We start from the raw sequence: 17,813 nt of genomic DNA, 5'->3' as shown, positions 1-17,813 counted from the left end.
TAGCCTCGGTAGCATAAATAATCATTATGCATGTTATCGCAAACGGATGCGTATCTTATCACAAACAGCTAACAATGATAAGTTTTGCTTAAATAAAACATCTAATTTTAGACATAAAACTATATTTTACACTGCAATAACTACCTTACAATTAATCGCTCCATAAAAATAAAATAATATTCCATCACATTTTTATTGATTGTAGTTACAACGATTAACGTTATAATGTGCCTTATAATTTTAGATGAAAAGAACACTATGACTACACACACTTTTTCTGGTTTAGAATTAGATGATATTTTAATTCACAATCTCCAAACACAAAATATAAATACTCCAACCGTAATCCAAACACAAACAATCCCTGTTGCTTTAGATGGCAAAGATATTTTAGGTTCTGCACCAACAGGCACAGGTAAAACGCTAGCTTTTTTAATTCCGGCCGTACAACATCTACTCGATTTTCCACGCCGTAAACCAGGTCCACCACGAATTTTGATTTTAACGCCAACGCGTGAACTAGCCATGCAAATTGCTGAACAAGCCAGATTATTAACCGAATCAACAAATTTAAGCATTGCAACTATTACTGGCGGTGTTGCTTATATGAATCACGCTGAAGTGTTTAGTAAAAACCAAGATATTGTTATTGCTACAACAGGCCGATTATTACAGTATATAAAAGAAGAAAACTTCGACTGCCGAGCAGTTGAAATGCTTGTTTTAGACGAAGCTGATCGGATGTTAGATATGGGTTTTTCACAAGATGTCGAAATGATATCTTCCGAAACCCGTTGGCGTAAACAAACTTTATTATTTTCTGCCACACTGGAAGGTGAAGGACTGCATAACTTTGCTAGCCGCATTTTGACTGATCCAATCGAAATCAATGCCGAGCCTTCACGCAAAGAACGTAAAAAAATCCTGCAATTTTATTATCGTGCCGATGATTTAACTCATAAAGTGGCACTTCTTATTCACTTATTAAAACAAGAACAATTAAAAAAAACGATTGTATTTGTTCGTAAACGCGAACGTGTGCATGAATTAGTTAGCTTACTACACCAAGCTGGTATCCATAGCTGCTATTTAGAAGGTGAAATGGTACAAGCAAAACGCAATGAAGCAATAAAAAGGATCAGCAATAATACTGTCAATGTACTTGTAGCAACCGATGTTGCTGCACGAGGTATTGATATTGACAATATTACTCATGTTATTAATTTTGATGCACCCAAAACTGCCGATGTATATTTACACAGAATTGGACGCACCGCTCGAGCAGGGAAAAAAGGCACAGCTATTATGCTAGTCGAAGCGCATGATAACGAACTACTGCAAAAAATTGAGCGCTATATTAAGGAACCAATCAAATTAAGAACGATTGATGGATTACGCCCTAAAACTAAAGCACCAAAACCAGTAACTAAGAAAAAACATTCACAAATAGCAAAACAAAAAAGTGCGAACAAAAAGCAAGAACAAGTAAAAAAGAAAAAGATAAAACAACGCTATCGAGACACAAAAAATAAAGGCAAACCGAAAATCAATAACTAATACCGAATAATAATCACAACTTAATAGTTTAAACTTATGATACCAATCGTTTATAACAACTTTGACAATAGATTTTAATTGCTATAATGCTACGCTACATGAGTTGCAGTTAATTATAAAGGAGAAATACTATGACACTAGTCACTCGCAAAGCACCAGATTTTACATCAGCAGCAGTTTTAGGTACTGGTGAAATTGTTAATAATTTCAATTTATTACAACATATCAAAGGTAAATATGCCGTTGTGTTCTTTTGGCCAATGGACTTCACATTTGTTTGCCCATCTGAAATCATTGCATTTGATCACCGTCTAGAAGAATTCAAAAAACGTGGTGTTGAAGTAATTGGTGTTTCAATGGACTCTGAATATGTACATAATGCATGGCGCAATACTCCACAAGATAAAGGTGGTATTGGTGAAGTTAAATTCCCAATTGTTGCAGATATCAAACACTCAATTATGCAATCTTATGGTATTGAACATCCTGAAGCTGGAGTTGCACTGCGAGCTTCGTTCTTTATTGACAAATCAGGAATTGTACGCCATGAAACAATTAACGATTTACCGATTGGACGTAACATTGACGAAATGATTCGTATTGTTGATGCTTTCCAATTCCATGAAGAACATGGCGAAGTTTGCCCTGCTCAGTGGACAAAAGGTAAAAAAGGCATGCAAGCAAATCCAAATGGCGTTGCAAGTTTCTTAAAACAGCATGCTGACGAAATTTAATTCAGTACAATTTTTTATTCATCCATATCTTATTTTACGCTTTGCGTTACCGGAGTTAATCTCCGGTTTTTTTATATATATAAACGCAATTAATTATAGAGTGGCATGTAATCCTACAACACCAACGATAATAATGGTGAGACCAAATATACGAGGAAAATTCTTAGGCTCATTAAATAACAGCATATTGGCTAACACCGCACCCGAAGTCCCAAGACCAACCCAAACAGGATACACAACACTCAATTCAAGATAATGGAGCGAAAAATAGAAAAGCACAAAAGAGACAAAAAAACCTCCCCAATATAAAACCAATCTAAATAGACCTTTTTGCTCAGCATATAATTTAAGGCCTATAGCACCAATTACTTCAAAAACTGATGCAATTAATATTAACAGCCATCCCATGATTAAATTATCCTTATTAAAATATTAACTGTCGGCACGTTTTAGTTGTACAACACCAATAATAATTATCGCCACAAAAAAAAGTTGAATTAGCTTAATCTCTTTATTAAAAAGTAAGATATCAATTAGCGTTGCACCGACAGCACCAACACCTGAAAATATGGCATAAACCGTACCTGTAGGTATTGTCTTGCAAGCATTGGTTAAAAAAGTAAAATCAATAATAATGAGCGATACAATAATAACCCATTGCCAAAGCTCGGTTGCGATGCTAAATCCTAAAATCCAACATATTTCAAAAAAGCAGGTTAGCACCACAAATGCCCACTCTTTATTCATGCTAAACATATAGCTACCTCGTTTATGCTACTTTATTTTATGTCGTAATCAATTTTCTGCTGCAATGTGTTTAAGTATAATGCTTGATTATGCCTTATTGCCTAAAAGCAACGACAAGACAAAAGATGGTTCGCAAATAGAATTTGCCGCCAAAAGATATCAATTGTTATATGGTCCTATCCATTAAACCAAAACGCCTAACGTTCACGAAACATCATCACAATTTTTATTATTATTTTTCAAATAAGTAAGTAATTCTATAATGAAGATATATAAATGGCAAGGACAAAATTACACAATTCAATGTTAGAAAGCTTATACAAGCTAACCAATTCACCTCTATATAATACTTAATTATGCAAGATATAATAAAGATTTGTAATTTATTAGAAAAAAATAAAAAATGTTATATCTTTTTCAATTTAACCTAAAATCGTTATAGAATGCTAAAAACCACTTTTGATGCATTTTTTAACTAAATTGTATAATAAACATTTTATACTTATTAAATATTGTTAATTGTAATAATACTTAATATTTTTTAAACATTCGGAAAAAGGAAGGCAGCATGTCAAAAAAGACAGATAATGAATTTAAAGTTGGTATAAAAGCCTATATATCACTAATAGTAGCCATTTTATTTTTTTCAGGCTTATTTTTTAATGTAGAAGGTAAAGAATGGCTAGGAGCGTTTGATTTTACCAGCTTAAGCGGCAAATTTGGCACTATGCTACATCCTGAAAAAAATACTTTTGTGGGTGAAGGAGGTAATAGTGCAAGAGCTGGTTTTATTTTTGCCTTATCACTTATACCTACGGTTATGTTAGCGCTAGGCGTGTTAGAAATATTTACCCATTACGGCACCATTCGTGCTGCACATAAATTATTAACACCATTATTAAAACCAATTTTAGGTGTACCAGGTAAAACTGGACTTGCATTAATTACCGACCTACAAAGCACTGATGCTGGTGCAGTATTAACTAAAGAGTTATATGACGAAAAGCAAATTACTAAAAAAGACCTAATCATTATTAGTGCTTGGCAATATTCTGGTGCGGGTTTAATTAATAACTACTTCTCGATTGGTTCGGCATTATTTGCCTCAATGACTGTAGCTATTTTTATTCCTCTTGTCATCATGTTAGTGCTTAAATTTGTAGGCTCAGTAATGGTTCGCTTAATATTAAATACAATTTATAAAAAGGATTTTATCAATGAGTAATTCACAAAAACAAACTAATAACCCTTTAGATATTTTTGTAATCGGTGCTCGCAAAGGATTCAACATTGCTATTAATAATTTAATGCCCAATATTTTAATGGCATTTGTAATCACCGAAATACTAAAACGTTTAGGTATAATGCAATTAATAGGAACTTATTGTGCTCCAGTAATGGAGATTTTTGGCCTACCTGGCGAAGCAATTACCGTATTACTAACTGCATGGTTATCAGCATCAGCAGGTACAGGCGTTGCAGTTAACTTATTTACCGCAGGAACAATCAATCCAACAGCAATAACCATATTAGCCCCAGCTATTTTCTTAATGGGCTCACAATTACAGTATATGGGACGATTATTAGGCGTTGCCGATGTACCAAAAAAATACTGGCCATTACTCATGTTAACCAGTATTTTTAATGCATTAGTTTCAATGATTATTATGCGATTTTTTGTTTAATAAAGGAGATAAACATGTCTAATGTTTTAGAACATTATCAGTATTTACACCAAATTCCAGAGTTGGGATTTGAAGAACACAAAACATCGGCATATATCGCACAGCAACTTGAACAAGCAGGCTATAAAGTAACTCGCAACATCAATAACACAACAGGAATTGTTGCGCAATACGATAGCGGCAAAACTGGCCCTGTACTCGCTTTACGGGCAGATATGGATGCTCTAGGACATATTATTAACGGCGAACCTTGCGCAAGACATACCTGCGGTCATGATGGCCATTCATCAATATTATTAAGCTCGGCACAAGAGTTAATAAAAGAAGGTAACATCAAAAAAGGTCGATTGAAACTCATCTTCCAACCTGCCGAAGAACTTGGAACAGGTGCTTTAGCTATGATTGAAGGAGGAGCTATTGATGATGTTGATATGATTATCGGTTTACATTTACGTCCAAAAGATGAATGTCCAAAAGGCTTTGCTGCAACGGCAATGTACTATTCAGCATCCACCACAGTTGAAGTAAATATTCATGGTATCCCAGCACATGGTGCTCGACCTCATTTAGGCGTTAATGCCCTTGATGCAGCAACACTGGCCATTCAAGCAGTTAACACCATTCACCTTGCACCTAACTTAAACTATAGTGTTAAAGCCACACGTTGCATTTGCGATGCTGGAGTCACCAATGCTATTCCATCCGAAGCATATGTATGCTGGGATCTAAGAGCGCCAACTAACCCAGCCATGGATGAACTAAAAGCCAAAACGTTAAATGCGATAAAACTCAGTGTTGAATCTATCGGTGCGAAAGTGGATATCAATGTCACTAAAGAAATTCCAGCCGCGGAAATTGATAATGATGTCACAAAAATTATTGCCGAAGCCATTGTCGATGTACTTGGCAAAGAGGGGTTAAAAGAACCTATTTTCACCCCAGGTGGAGAAGACTTTTTCAATTATCCTTGTGAACGTAATGTCAAAGCTGGTTTTTGGGGATTAGGAGCTGATCTAACACCAGGATTACATCATCCTGAAATGAAGTTTGACACTTTAGCATTAGAAAATGGAGTCAAAATAACCAAAGCTTGTGCATTAAAAGTACTTGGCTAATTTCCACCCTATTCCGCCGATACCTTACTTCGGCGGAAGATGATTTAAATCACAAACAAAAGATCTTTCCCTAACTTGTATAATACTGTTGATAAGCACTTAACATTTTTAAGTTAGGATTTTCACTTCAATGCCAAATAGTTACGATATTCAACAATATCTTCGATCGTCACAACTGGCATATGATACTCATTAGCAAATTTAACAACCTCTGGCGCTCTTGCCATAGTCCCATCGTCGTTGGTTAACTCACACAATACTGCGGCAGGCTTTAAACCCGCTAATGTCACTAAATCAATAGATGCTTCAGTATGACCTCGGCGAATTAATACGCCACCTTCTTTAGCAACTAAAGGAAACACATGCCCTGGATGATTAAGATCACTTGGTTTGGCGTTATCATTCACAGCAGCCTTAATAGTCGTAACGCGATCAGCGGCTGATACACCTGTTGTAACTCCATTAGCCGCTTCAATTGAGATGGTAAATGCTGTATTATTTTTACTAGTATTATTTTCTACCATCATAGGCAAATTTAACTCATCACAGCGTTTTTTAGGCAAACATAAACAAACAATACCACTGCCGTAACGAATAGTTAGAGCCATTTGTTCACTGGTAATAGACTCGGCAGCCCAAATAATATCACCTTCATTTTCGCGATCTTCATCATCTAAAACTAGTACACCTTGACCAGCTTTAATAGAAGCAATTGCTTTTTTAACACGTTCAATGGGCGTTCCAAATTCATTTAAATTAAACTGATTCATGGTAAATACCTATATTTTTATTAACTCATTTATTTCATTATTTATCTAATTAAAATCAAATGGCTATTTGCTATCTAATTAATTAAGTATAAATAAAATACCAGAATCAGGGCAGTGCTTGACCAGCATGACTTTGCCTTTCAGCAAATATTGGAAAGATAAGCAACTCTCTTTTATCCAGACTTTTACTGTCGGCTTTGGAATTTCACCAAATCTGCTTGTCCTTAATCTATCAAAATCTAACTGAGCAATAAAACAACTACCACAGTTAACAAAATAAATTAAGCGCTCGTGGGCTATACCACCGGTGGGGACTTACACCCCGCCCTGAGAATTTTGCCAAAAAATTGACGAATCACACTATAATACAAAATGATAAAAAAGACACGGAGTTTTAAAATGAAATATTGCCGCAAACAGCGGCAATAATAGAAAGAGCAGAGTTTAATTAATGCCTACGAGTTTCACTTATGCGACGCCGTTCGGCTTTACGCATCCATAGCCACGAAATAAAGCCAATAATACCAACAATTAGCAATATAATTGTTGCTAAAGCATTAACCTGAGGATCAACCCCTAAACGTACTTTTGAAAATATCAATTTAGGTAACGTCATAGCACCTGGTCCAGTCACAAAGTTAGCAATAACCACATCATCAAGTGACAATGTAAATGCTAAAAGCCAACCTGACACTAACGCTGGTGCGATCATTGGTAGTGTAATAATAAAAAATACCTTTAAAGGATTTGCACCAAGATCTAATGCAGCTTCTTCAATTGACTTATCTAATTCACGCAACCTAGCACTAATTACCACAGTCACATAAGCTGTACAAAATGTAGCATGAGCCATCCAAATAGTTATAGCGCCACGGTCTTTTGGCCAACCAAGTACCTGTCCCATTCCCACAAATAACAACAGCAAAGCCAAACCAGTAATAACATCTGGCATAACCAGCGGTGCTGTAGTCATAAACGAAAATAAATTAGAGCCTCGGAATCCTCTAAAACGAATGATAGCATAAGCCGCTAATGTACCAAGCACAACAGCAAAAGTTGCAGCACCTGCAGCAATAGACAAACTTAGCCCAACAGCTTTAAGTAATGTTTCGTTATTAATTAACTCAAAATACCATTTGACCGAAAAATCCGCCCAAACTGTCACCAAACGCGAACTATTAAACGAATAAACAATCAAAATAATCATTGGGATATATAAAAACGAAAATACCACCAAAAAGATAAGTCCTTTCAAACACCGGAATAGCAATGCAATGGTAACTAAAACGGTAATAATGAAACTAAAAACAAAACAGCTATAATAAAAGCTCCATTCACCCAAAAGCGATAATCCCGATGATGAAATCAAAACACTCAATAAAATCGCACCGAGCAATGACGAGATAAAAACAATCAAAGCCGATCGCATAATAACGGGCAAATCGTTCATCTATCTACCTCCCATTTGTCGATTTTGAAATTTATTGAAATAATAAATAGGTACAATCAATATCATCAACATCACACTAGCTACAGCCGAGGCAGCTGGCCAGTCATGATTATTAAAGAACTCAGTCCAAAGCTGTGTACCAATCATAATTCCTTCGGAAGGGCCTAATAATTCGGGGATCACGTACTCACCTACAGCAGGAATAAACACTAACATCCCCCCAGCAATCACCCCATTTTTGGTTAAAGGTACAATGATCTTAAAAAATGTTTTTATCGGTTTACAACCTAAGTCTAATGCTGCTTCGATTAACGTTGAATCGACCTTACTTAACGACGTATAAATTGGCAATACCACAAATGGTAAATAAGAATAGACAATACCAATATATACAGCAAAGTAGGTTTTCATAATAATCAAAGGCTGATCAATAACCCCTAACCACATTAAAAAATGATTTAATAAACCATTAGGATTCAAAATACCTATCCACGCATAAACACGAATTAAAAACGATGTCCATGAAGGTAAAATGATTAACAACAATAAAATATTACGGGTTGACTGTTTGCATTGAGAAATAGCCCAAGCCAACGGGTAACCAATTAAAACACAAAGCACGGTTGAAATCGCAGCAATCTTAAGTGATTGCAAATACGAATCAATATAAATCGTATCGCTAATTAGATTTAAATAATTGCCAAAATTTAACGTAATATTAAGCAAACCATCGTCATAACTTAACAAATCAGTATAAGGTGGTACAGCTAAAGCAATTTCAGAAAAACTGATCCTAAATACGATTAAAAATGGTAGCAAAAACAGTAATAGCATCCATAAATAAGGGATCGCAATTACGGTTAACCGTCCATAAAGAGTCATTAAATCCGAATCATCTCGCTGTTGACGCAATTTTTTATATGTATAAAAAATTACAACTAACCCTGCTGGAATAAATAAAATACTGCCAGCAATAATAAGCCGATAAGCAAATTTAGACGACCTATAATGCGCTAAAAAACAACCAAAGCATGACAATAAAAAGCTCAATGTCATTGCGGTAAATAGCGCATCTAAAAATAAATTGTCAAATGCACCTGTTGTTACAAAACGCCAATAAACATTGAGCAACACAAATGCATTTAACAACAATCCCAATACAATGGATCGCATTATGATATCCTCTTTTGTTTATTCAGTAAGCACAACACAGCTGTCAACTTCCCAACTTAAGTTAACTATATCACCCCAAGTTGGCATTCCTTTACGATAACGATGCTCATTTTGCAATTGTGCAATAATAACTTGCCCACTTGGCAATTTGACATGATAAATCGATAAATCCCCAAGATAAGCGATTTCAACAACTTCACCTGTAGCGCAGTTATAACCATCTTCAGGTAATTGCTCACATAATTGGATTTTTTCTGGGCGCAAAGCAACTTTAATCGGCACACCTTCCACAGCTGGAGAATCATAATCTACTTTAAATGGATGTTTAATAGTAGGACAACTCAAAATCAAACCATCTTCTAACGTATCTTGCAAGATACCGTCAAAGATATTAACCGAACCGATAAACTCAGCACTATAACGGCTATTTGGATGTTCATAAATTTCTTCTGGCTCACCAATTTGCACAAATTGACCTTTATTCATAATGGCAATACGACCAGCCATAGTCATAGCTTCTTCTTGATCATGGGTAACCATAACGCAAGTTGCCCCCACTTGTTCTAAAATGCTCACCACTTCAAGTTGCATTCGATCACGAAGTTGTTTATCAAGTGCACCCATTGGCTCATCAAGTAACAATAATTTTGGTCGTTTGGCTAAGCTTCTTGCTAAAGCCACGCGTTGGCGCTGACCACCTGATAATTGGTGTGGTTTACGTTTGCCAAATTGCTCCATATGTACAAGCGCTAACATCTCTTCAACTCGATGTTTAATTTCGCTATTGCTTAATTTATCTTGCTTTAAGCCAAAGGCAATATTTTGTTCAACCGTCATGTGAGGAAATAAAGCATACGATTGGAACATCATATTAATAGGACGATTATAAGGCGGAACCTGTGATAAATCTTTTCCATCTAAAATGATTTGCCCCGAAGTCGGTTGCTCAAAACCAGCTAGCATACGCAATAGTGTTGATTTACCGCTTCCAGATGCACCTAATAATGCAAAAATTTCACCTTTATATATAGTCAAATTTACATCATCAACGGCATAATAATCATCATTAAAAACTTTTGTTAAATTTTTGATCTCCAATAAAGGAGTTATCATCTTTTTTTTAGGCTGTACCTGATTTGTTGTTTTATCGTTCACTCTTTTTTCCTCATAACAACAAGCCAAAAAAAACGAGACGGAAAGACTCACAGCCTCTCCGTCTTGGATTATTAGTTAAGATTCGATATACAAAATATCGATTATTTACCAGTTTTGAGCTTAGTCCACGTGCGGGTAATTATACGCTCAAGTTTTGGATCTTTAACTTTTAAAGTGAATAGTTTTTCCATCACTTCTGGTTTTGGATAAACTGCTGGATCATTTTTCACTTCTGGTTTTACAAAATTTTCATTAGCAACCTGATTAGCGCTAGCAAAGTTAACATCGTTAGTAACTTGCGCTGCAATTTCTGGTTTCATAACAAAATTTAAAAACTCATGAGCTTCATCTGGGTTTGCTGAATCTTTTGGAATAGCAAAGGTATCAAAAAAGACTAAAGCACCTTCTTTTGGTATTTGATAACCAACATGCACACCGTTATTTGCTTCGTTAGCTCTATCTCGTGATTGTAAAATATCGCCAGACCAACCCAAAATCACACAAATATCGCCATTAGCTAGATCGGTAATATATTGTGAAGAGTGGAAGTAACGAATATTTGGACGAACTTTTTCTAACAGCTCATAGGCAGCACCAGTATAATCCTTGGCATCTGTACTATTTGGATCTTTACCTAAATATTGAAGAGCACTAGCAAAAATTTCGGTAGGCGCATCCAAAAATGCCACACCACAATCTTTTAGTTTTTCCATATTTTCTGGTTTAAACACTAAATCCCAGCTATCAACTGGTGCATTATCACCTAGACGCTCTTTAACTTTATCAATGTTATAACCGATACCTGTTGTCATCCATACATAAGGGATAGCATATTTATTATCAGGATCATGTGTTGCCATTAATTTCATTAGATTAGGATCTAAGTTTTTCCAATTAGGCAATTTATTCTTATCTAATGGAAGATAGATATCAGATTTAATTTGTCTAGCTAAAAAGCTATCTGAAGGCGAAACCACATCAAAGCCAGAATGACCCGCCATTAATTTACCTTCAAGAGCTTCGTTAGAATCATAAACATCATAAACCAGCTTAATACCAGTCGATTTTTCAAAATCAGAAATCGTATTAGAACCAATTTGCCCTGCCCAATTGTAAAAATGTACGACACGATCTTTAGCTATAGCAGATTGAGATAACGCTAGTGAAACACCAGCCACGATTGAAAGAATTGTTTTACGTTGAGTAAACATGCTCACCACTTCTCCTCTAGTTGTAGGGATATTACATGTTAGACACAAGCCCATTGCAAAGACACAACGGACCCCCAAATTTTACTATCGACATTGTTAACAATAATAAAAATTATCAAAGTAACAACCATCTAGCGAAACCGAGGTAATCAGGCAATCACAAGTCATTAATAACATAAATGAACTAGTAGAGCTAACCTTGCATTACGAGGGATAAAATACCTTTTTTTTTAAAGATGTCCACTTAAAAAATCAAATATTGAAAGTTTAAGGATTGAGTGGTTGTATTTTAACCACCCAAGGAGTAAGGAACAACCAATTAACAATTAGATAACAAAATTATTCAGCACTTGCTTGCATAATTTTAGCATTTGGTTGCCACACACGATATTTAACTTGCAAATCGTTCGGAACATAAAAGACTAACGGTAATTGGCTGTTATAGCTAAACAAACCTAAATTATGGTTGATTGTCACAAATTGATTTTTATTAGTACCTTCAGGGCAAGCCATTAATGTTGAAATGTTACCAACAGTCTTTTCAACTACGTAATAAGAGTATCCCCAACCTTTAAGCTCTTCTTGCTTAACTACACCACCTAAATTTTGCAAATTACAATCAACATTCATTTCTTTACCAATGATCACCTCAACTTTCGCATTGTTTTCATTAGCAATAGTTGGTAAATGAATAGCATAACGAGTATAGCCAACTTGAGCTGCAGGGAATGGCGCTATATCATTGACACTTTGTGCAACAGGTTGCGTTTTTTGTGAATTTGCGCATGCTGTTAATGCTACACCTAATAATGTTAATAACAATAATTTTTTCATTTTTATCTCCTTTAACTAATTAATCATAAACACCATCGTATTAATTTTCAGTGATAATGCGTATAATAACACCATCTAGATTAATAAAATTGGTGTAAAAATGCCAGCAGAAAAAAATACTACCGATTTACTTAAATTGATTTTAAACCTGTTAATAATTGGTTTACTAATCATTATTACCTATCGTGTTGTTGAAGTTTTTTTATTCGGTTTCTTCTGGGCGGTGATGGTCGTAATTGCCACTTGGCCCTTAATGATAAAAATACAACGAAAATTATTTAACAAACGCTGGCTATCACTACTAGTAATGGCACTAATATTAGCCTTTGTTTGTATTATACCTTTCATATTAATTATTAGCTCGGTAGCACAAAACGGTCACCATCTTATTGAATGGGCAAAAACGCTATCTCACCAAAAACTACCAACACTTGACTGGCTTGAAAGCGTACCTGCCTTCGGCTCTGAACTACACCAAAAATGGTTAAACTTAATACAAACTGATGGCTCTGATTTAGTTTCAAGCATACAACCTTATATTGGCACCATGATAGGTTGGCTACTTGAGCAAGCCACCAATATTGGACTATTTATCTTTCATGCTGGTGTAATGATTATTTTTAGTCTATTACTATTTTTAAAAGGCGAAAATATCACCAAATACGTTTACCTACTAGCCAACCGATTATCAAAACAATATGGCGAAATCACTGTCACATTAGCAGGACAATCCATTCGAGCTGTAGCTCTTGGTGTTGTGGTTACTGCCATTACCTTAGCCTTAATTGGTGGATTAAGCTTTATATTAACCGACATGCCGTTACCAGGTATACTCACTCTAATTTTATTTATTTGTTGTGTCGCACAAATTGGTCCTGTGATTGTAATGCTTGGATGCATTTTTTGGCAATTTTGGGCGGGCAACACCATAGCTGGTATCGTATTAATTGTTGTGGCAATTATCTTAACCACCTTAGATAGCGTAATGCGAGCTTACTTAATAAAAAAAGGTGCCAATTTACCGTTTTTACTTATATTATTTGGTGTGATTGGTGGCTTACTTGGCTTTGGCATAATGGGATTATTTATTGGTCCTGTCGTACTAGCTTTAACTTACAAAATAATTCAAACTTGGGTTGATGAACAATCTTAAACAATTTATTATCATCCAGTAAGAAGCATAAGCGCATAAACAAGTTGCTAAATACGCTACATAACTTAAAGCAACTGAGCTAAAATGCATACAAATTAAAAGGAGTGTTATTTTTACTGGCTTAGCTTATATTAGAAAACAAGTTTCTAAAGTAACTTGACAGTTATAATGACAAAAAATCATGCGAATACCATTTATAAAATACAATCACCAAAAGCATCTTGACGAATTAGGTAAAATTCAGCAAGACGCCAAGCAATATCATATCTGCTATACCCCAAAAGCATATCGACTGGCTTTAATTGAAAGTATAAAAAGAGCTCAGCACCGAATTTATATAGTTGCGCTCTATCTAGAGCAAGATGAGGCAGGTCAAGAAATTCTTAATGAACTGTACCAAATCAAACGGCAACGCCCTAATTTAGATATCAAAATATTTGTTGACTGGCACCGTGCACAACGCGGAAGAATTGGCGAAGACAAAGCCCATACCAACGCAAATTATTATTACCAACTAAAACAGCAATATCCAGATATTGACATTCCTATTTATGGTGTACCTGTCAATCGTCGTGAAGTACTAGGCGTACTGCATTTAAAAGGTTTTATTATTGATAATACTGTCATTTACAGTGGAGCTAGCATTAATAACGTATACCTACACAAGCGTGAAAAATACCGTTACGACCGTTATCACTTTATTACTAACCCACTATTAGCAGACAGCATGGTGCAGTTTATTCACGACCACTTTTTACCATATCAAGCGTTGCAACTACTTAATACTGGCACCCATAAAACCCGCAAACAAATTAAGTCTGAAATTAAAGAGCTACGCCAACACTTAATGAATACCAACTACCAATATAACAGCAATACCGACAACAACACCTTATCGGTTGCACCAATAATGGGGCTTGGTCGCAATAACTCGCTCAACAAAATCATCCATCATTTAATCAACGTAACCGAACAAAAAATCATATTTTGCACGCCGTACTTTAATTTGCCTAACATCCTAGTTCGCGATATCATTCGCTTGCTTCGTAAAGGTCGCCAAGTTGAACTGATTATTGGTGATAAAGAAGCAAATGATTTTTATATTCCACCAGACCAACCTTTTAACATATCGGGTGGATTACCCTACTTATACGAAATCAATTTAAGAAGCTTTATTGAGCGCCTACAATCTTTTATTGACAAAGAGCAACTTATCATACGTCTGTGGAAGGATGGAGAGCAAACCTATCATCTTAAAGGTATCTGGGTGGACAATACTTGGGTACTTATAACAGGCAACAACCTAAATCCACGCGCTTGGCGACTTGATCTGGAAAATGGCATATTAATACATGATCCAAAGCAAGAATTAAGCCATAAATTTAACCAAGAACTTGACACTATTCGTCAAAAAACCACATTGATCACACATTTTCAACAAATCCAAGCGAGTCAATTTTATCCAAGTCAAGTTCATAAGTTGATAAAGCGACTAAGCCGCATTAAAGTGGATAGGATTATTAAGCGGTTGTTGTAAAGGTAAGATGTTTTGAAAGAAAAGGTTTCTTAAAAAGCATAATAAAAACAATGTTTTTTCAACTAATTTTGAGAAAAAAGCGCTTTTGCTGTTTAAAAACAAAAGCGCAAATTTGATCTAGACTTCATATTAAAGGTCTACAGATAGGTGCGTTCTAATCATTGCAGTAAGGCAATATCGCCTTTAACAAGAAAAGCACATATAGAATTAAGGGGTAACACAAGCCATAAAGTGACTATTAGCTGTACTCTGCAGAAAAATTCCCCCATCGGCTGAATAAACACCATATAGACTGCCATTATATGAATTAGCCCAATATCCTGTATCATTAGCCCAGTTGTTACCAATACTGAGATTCCAATCACTACCTTCATAGAAATTATTCATAGTATTGGCAGTAAAACCCCACTCGTTAAATAGTCCGCCAACCCATTTACCGCTAATATCTTTATAACTGACTTTTCGTTGACAGTTATTAATACTTCTTCCAGGTAAACCTTCTGTCCAACCAGCTCCATTCCCATTGGTATAGTCATTTATATCGGGAATTCGATAACCATTACCTAAATTACGACAAAAGTTTTGAGCATCCGCATATCCATATCTTACTGTGATTCCTGGTTGAGAGATATACCAACGTTCTATCTTAAAGCTATACAGTAATTTTGTATGATTTACATCAGAGTAAAGCTTAAATAACGAAGGGGAAAAAGCCTTATTACTTGAATTTATCGAAGGGCCTTTTAATATAATCTTTAGTGCTTGTTCGCCACCAGGATAAAGGTTACCATCTCTAATACAAGTTCTACATATTCTATCAATGTCAATAGCCCAATGTTGTGTATTTTCTTTGCTTAACGATAATGATACACCACTACCGCTAACCGCACTCACCGTTGTACCATTTGCAGCTATAACTTGTTCAGGAGAGATTCCTCCCAATAATAAATAGAAATATAACCTATCGGATCCTGTCGTCGGAAAGTTTTCTGCTATATTGCTATTATTTGTGACTTTAAACCCTTTTAACGAAACCCAATTTGGACCATCCATATCCCAAATGGTAGTACCAAAAGCATGGTCATCGTAAGCTAAATTTGGTTGCGCATAGCAAGCAACTGGCCTATTCATATTGGCATTAATATAGTAACTATGCTCATTACCAGTAAAATTGCTACTATTGGGAACACCATACTGCGTCGATAAGGTGCTTGCAGTTGCTGTTAAGGTAAGTTTATAAGGCCCATCACAAAGATTTAGCCGTCTATTCGGATTTGCTTTAACTTCTCCTGTAATATCTGTACCATTTTTATCTTGCCATTTTATGGTTAAATTTCCTGTTGCATTTATATTATCATCGCCATCATCGTCTCGACCATAATTATAAGGTGAATCCATTAATTCGCTTAATTGAATTCTTGGGTAATTTACCAATGGTACTATTGCTTGTATATCAGCAAATGTATCTGTTATATTTGGCATTTCAATTGGTGCATCTACGTTAGATTGATCTATTACTGCATTGGGATAAAGTGCACTATTTGCTCCCTGAGGAATATAACTAATATTTGGTAGTCTTATACCCAATAAATCTTCCATACTAGCAACTTTAGTTACACCATCAATACTTAAATATGGTGCAGAGCCGTGAATGACCTGTGATGTCTTTGCCGATAACGCCTGCGAGCTCAGCGAATAAGGCAATAAAAGCAATGGAGCAAAAATCAGCGGTGACTTGGATAGCAATCTAGAAATCAAAGATATCCTTGCCAACAACTTTATCGATTTCGATAGATTTGGTGATAAAAATAAGAATCGAATCTGTTTTTGACCACTGTGAAATTGAAAAAGATTTAAGGCGTAGGGTTGCCAGTGCTGGTGCCTGGTGCCTGGTGCCTATTATGATAGCGCATAACATTCTACCTGTCAAGTAATTTGTTGTTTTATTTGTGTTTTTATGATTATTTGCTTATTTAATAAGCTGTATTATACTAAATAATGCGTCGAAATTATAGCTGGTTAAACACTAAAGAGCTAGTATTTTGTTAATTTATTGTAATGTCTTGAATACGATTGAAACATTACAAAAAACTTAGCATAAATATTTTTTCGCTATATTTTATCGTCATTTATAAAAGTCAAATTACCCATGCCATATTTATGGAAAAGCCCTTTAACGGAAATACTCACTTTAATTTTTTTAAAATAGGGCTTAGGCAGATATTTTCTGAACCTAGTATATAGTCATGGATCGGCTACACTATGTGCCCATTTATTGCTTTAGTATGCCTTATTATCTTGTAAAAAAGATTCAGGAGTTTATACCGTTTCATATCTCAACGAGTCGTTAAAAACTACTAGCTTGAAGATCTTGTTTTTGTAGTCGATTTAAACCGAGCAAGACAAGCTGATAAATGTTGAATATTGATTAAACATTCTTTTTTTATTTTTGATCTTTTAAGAAAGTAATTTTGAGACAACTACTGGCATAAATGTAATGCCAGTGCCAAATAATTTTTTTGCTATTTCAGGATGAAGTCCTAGATATCAACAAATATAGATCTTTTTAATATCAAGTAATTTAGGAAAAATTTAACTTTTTAAAAGAATTAGGATGGATCGGCTACACTAATTAGTACCAGTTTTATAAGGTCATTGTTATGATAAACTAAAAATAAGAGAAGGTAACAAC

At 35.2% G+C, this 17,813-nt stretch carries 15 protein-coding genes, 1 pseudogene and 1 riboswitch; of the genes and pseudogenes, 7 read left to right on the top strand and 9 right to left on the bottom strand.

The window, feature by feature from the left end; all coding sequences use genetic code 11:
* Nucleotides 1-258 precede the first annotated feature (258 nt).
* A complete protein-coding gene (srmB, locus tag J6569_RS07285; RefSeq protein WP_296318146.1) occupies nucleotides 259-1,557 on the top strand; it encodes an ATP-dependent RNA helicase SrmB in 1,299 nt (432 codons plus the stop codon).
* A gap of 131 nt (nucleotides 1,558-1,688) precedes the next feature.
* Complete coding sequence (locus J6569_RS07280) at nucleotides 1,689-2,291, top strand: peroxiredoxin C (RefSeq protein ID WP_065589177.1); 603 nt, start codon at nucleotides 1,689-1,691, stop codon at nucleotides 2,289-2,291.
* Between the two features lie 93 nt (nucleotides 2,292-2,384).
* Here the strand turns inward: J6569_RS07280 and J6569_RS07275 are convergent, their stop codons facing one another.
* Nucleotides 2,385-2,699 (bottom strand): multidrug efflux SMR transporter, encoded by a 315-nt coding sequence (locus J6569_RS07275; protein WP_085164172.1) that lies wholly within the window; start codon nucleotides 2,697-2,699, stop codon nucleotides 2,385-2,387.
* Between the two features lie 24 nt (nucleotides 2,700-2,723).
* A complete protein-coding gene (locus J6569_RS07270) occupies nucleotides 2,724-3,047 on the bottom strand; it encodes an SMR family transporter (RefSeq protein WP_202983885.1) in 324 nt (107 codons plus the stop codon).
* Between the two features lie 559 nt (nucleotides 3,048-3,606).
* Between J6569_RS07270 and J6569_RS07265 the strand changes: the two genes are divergently transcribed.
* The 3 genes from J6569_RS07265 to J6569_RS07255 are packed head-to-tail and all read left to right on the top strand — an operon-like array spanning nucleotide 3,607 to nucleotide 5,838.
* On the top strand, nucleotides 3,607-4,263 hold the full coding sequence (locus J6569_RS07265) for a nucleoside recognition domain-containing protein (RefSeq protein ID WP_296318145.1): 657 nt from the start codon (nucleotides 3,607-3,609) through the stop codon (nucleotides 4,261-4,263).
* Nucleotides 4,256-4,723 carry a YjiG family protein gene (locus tag J6569_RS07260; protein WP_065589180.1) on the top strand — a complete coding sequence of 156 codons (468 nt, stop codon included), beginning with the start codon at nucleotides 4,256-4,258 and terminating at the stop codon, nucleotides 4,721-4,723. The genes J6569_RS07265 and J6569_RS07260 overlap by 8 nt, the downstream gene beginning before the upstream one ends.
* Nucleotides 4,724-4,737: 14 nt before the next feature.
* Nucleotides 4,738-5,838 carry a M20 peptidase aminoacylase family protein gene (locus J6569_RS07255; RefSeq protein WP_174798032.1) on the top strand — a complete coding sequence of 367 codons (1,101 nt, stop codon included), beginning with the start codon at nucleotides 4,738-4,740 and terminating at the stop codon, nucleotides 5,836-5,838.
* A gap of 122 nt (nucleotides 5,839-5,960) precedes the next feature.
* Here J6569_RS07255 and ribB read toward each other — a convergent pair whose 3' ends face one another.
* The 6 genes and pseudogenes from ribB to eco form a co-directional block, all read right to left on the bottom strand.
* The gene (ribB, locus tag J6569_RS07250; protein ID WP_174798031.1) at nucleotides 5,961-6,608 is read right to left on the bottom strand and encodes a 3,4-dihydroxy-2-butanone-4-phosphate synthase; all 648 of its coding nucleotides are present in this window, start codon (nucleotides 6,606-6,608) and stop codon (nucleotides 5,961-5,963) included.
* A 161-nt stretch (nucleotides 6,609-6,769) separates the two neighbouring features.
* Nucleotides 6,770-6,947, bottom strand: a riboswitch (FMN riboswitch).
* A 109-nt stretch (nucleotides 6,948-7,056) separates the two neighbouring features.
* The gene (locus J6569_RS07245) at nucleotides 7,057-7,815 is read right to left on the bottom strand and encodes an ABC transporter permease subunit (RefSeq protein ID WP_141671346.1); all 759 of its coding nucleotides are present in this window, start codon (nucleotides 7,813-7,815) and stop codon (nucleotides 7,057-7,059) included.
* Between the two features lie 243 nt (nucleotides 7,816-8,058).
* A pseudogene (locus J6569_RS07240) lies at nucleotides 8,059-8,931 on the bottom strand (ABC transporter permease subunit); the annotation flags it as partial.
* A 318-nt stretch (nucleotides 8,932-9,249) separates the two neighbouring features.
* The gene (gene potG, locus J6569_RS07235; protein WP_081296719.1) at nucleotides 9,250-10,386 is read right to left on the bottom strand and encodes a putrescine ABC transporter ATP-binding subunit PotG; all 1,137 of its coding nucleotides are present in this window, start codon (nucleotides 10,384-10,386) and stop codon (nucleotides 9,250-9,252) included.
* A gap of 101 nt (nucleotides 10,387-10,487) precedes the next feature.
* Nucleotides 10,488-11,597: an extracellular solute-binding protein gene (locus J6569_RS07230; protein ID WP_065589183.1), complete on the bottom strand. Its 1,110-nt coding sequence runs from the start codon at nucleotides 11,595-11,597 to the stop codon at nucleotides 10,488-10,490.
* A gap of 339 nt (nucleotides 11,598-11,936) precedes the next feature.
* Complete coding sequence (gene eco / locus J6569_RS07225) at nucleotides 11,937-12,431, bottom strand: serine protease inhibitor ecotin (RefSeq protein ID WP_085164162.1); 495 nt, start codon at nucleotides 12,429-12,431, stop codon at nucleotides 11,937-11,939.
* Between the two features lie 100 nt (nucleotides 12,432-12,531).
* On the opposite strand from eco, the gene ydiK reads away from it, so the two are divergent.
* A complete protein-coding gene (gene ydiK / locus J6569_RS07220; RefSeq protein WP_174798030.1) occupies nucleotides 12,532-13,584 on the top strand; it encodes an AI-2E family transporter YdiK in 1,053 nt (350 codons plus the stop codon).
* 181 nt (nucleotides 13,585-13,765) lie between these two features.
* A complete protein-coding gene (pssA, locus tag J6569_RS07215) occupies nucleotides 13,766-15,121 on the top strand; it encodes a CDP-diacylglycerol--serine O-phosphatidyltransferase (protein WP_174798029.1) in 1,356 nt (451 codons plus the stop codon).
* 207 nt (nucleotides 15,122-15,328) lie between these two features.
* Here the strand turns inward: pssA and J6569_RS07210 are convergent, their stop codons facing one another.
* A complete protein-coding gene (locus J6569_RS07210; RefSeq protein ID WP_085164156.1) occupies nucleotides 15,329-16,879 on the bottom strand; it encodes a hypothetical protein in 1,551 nt (516 codons plus the stop codon).
* Nucleotides 16,880-17,813: the final 934 nt, after the last annotated feature.

Source organism: Gilliamella sp. (genome assembly GCF_024104075.1).
GTDB lineage: Bacteria > Pseudomonadota > Gammaproteobacteria > Enterobacterales > Orbaceae > Gilliamella > Gilliamella bombi.
Note: the sequence above shows the minus strand (reverse complement) of the source record. Positions and strands in the feature narration are given on the sequence as shown.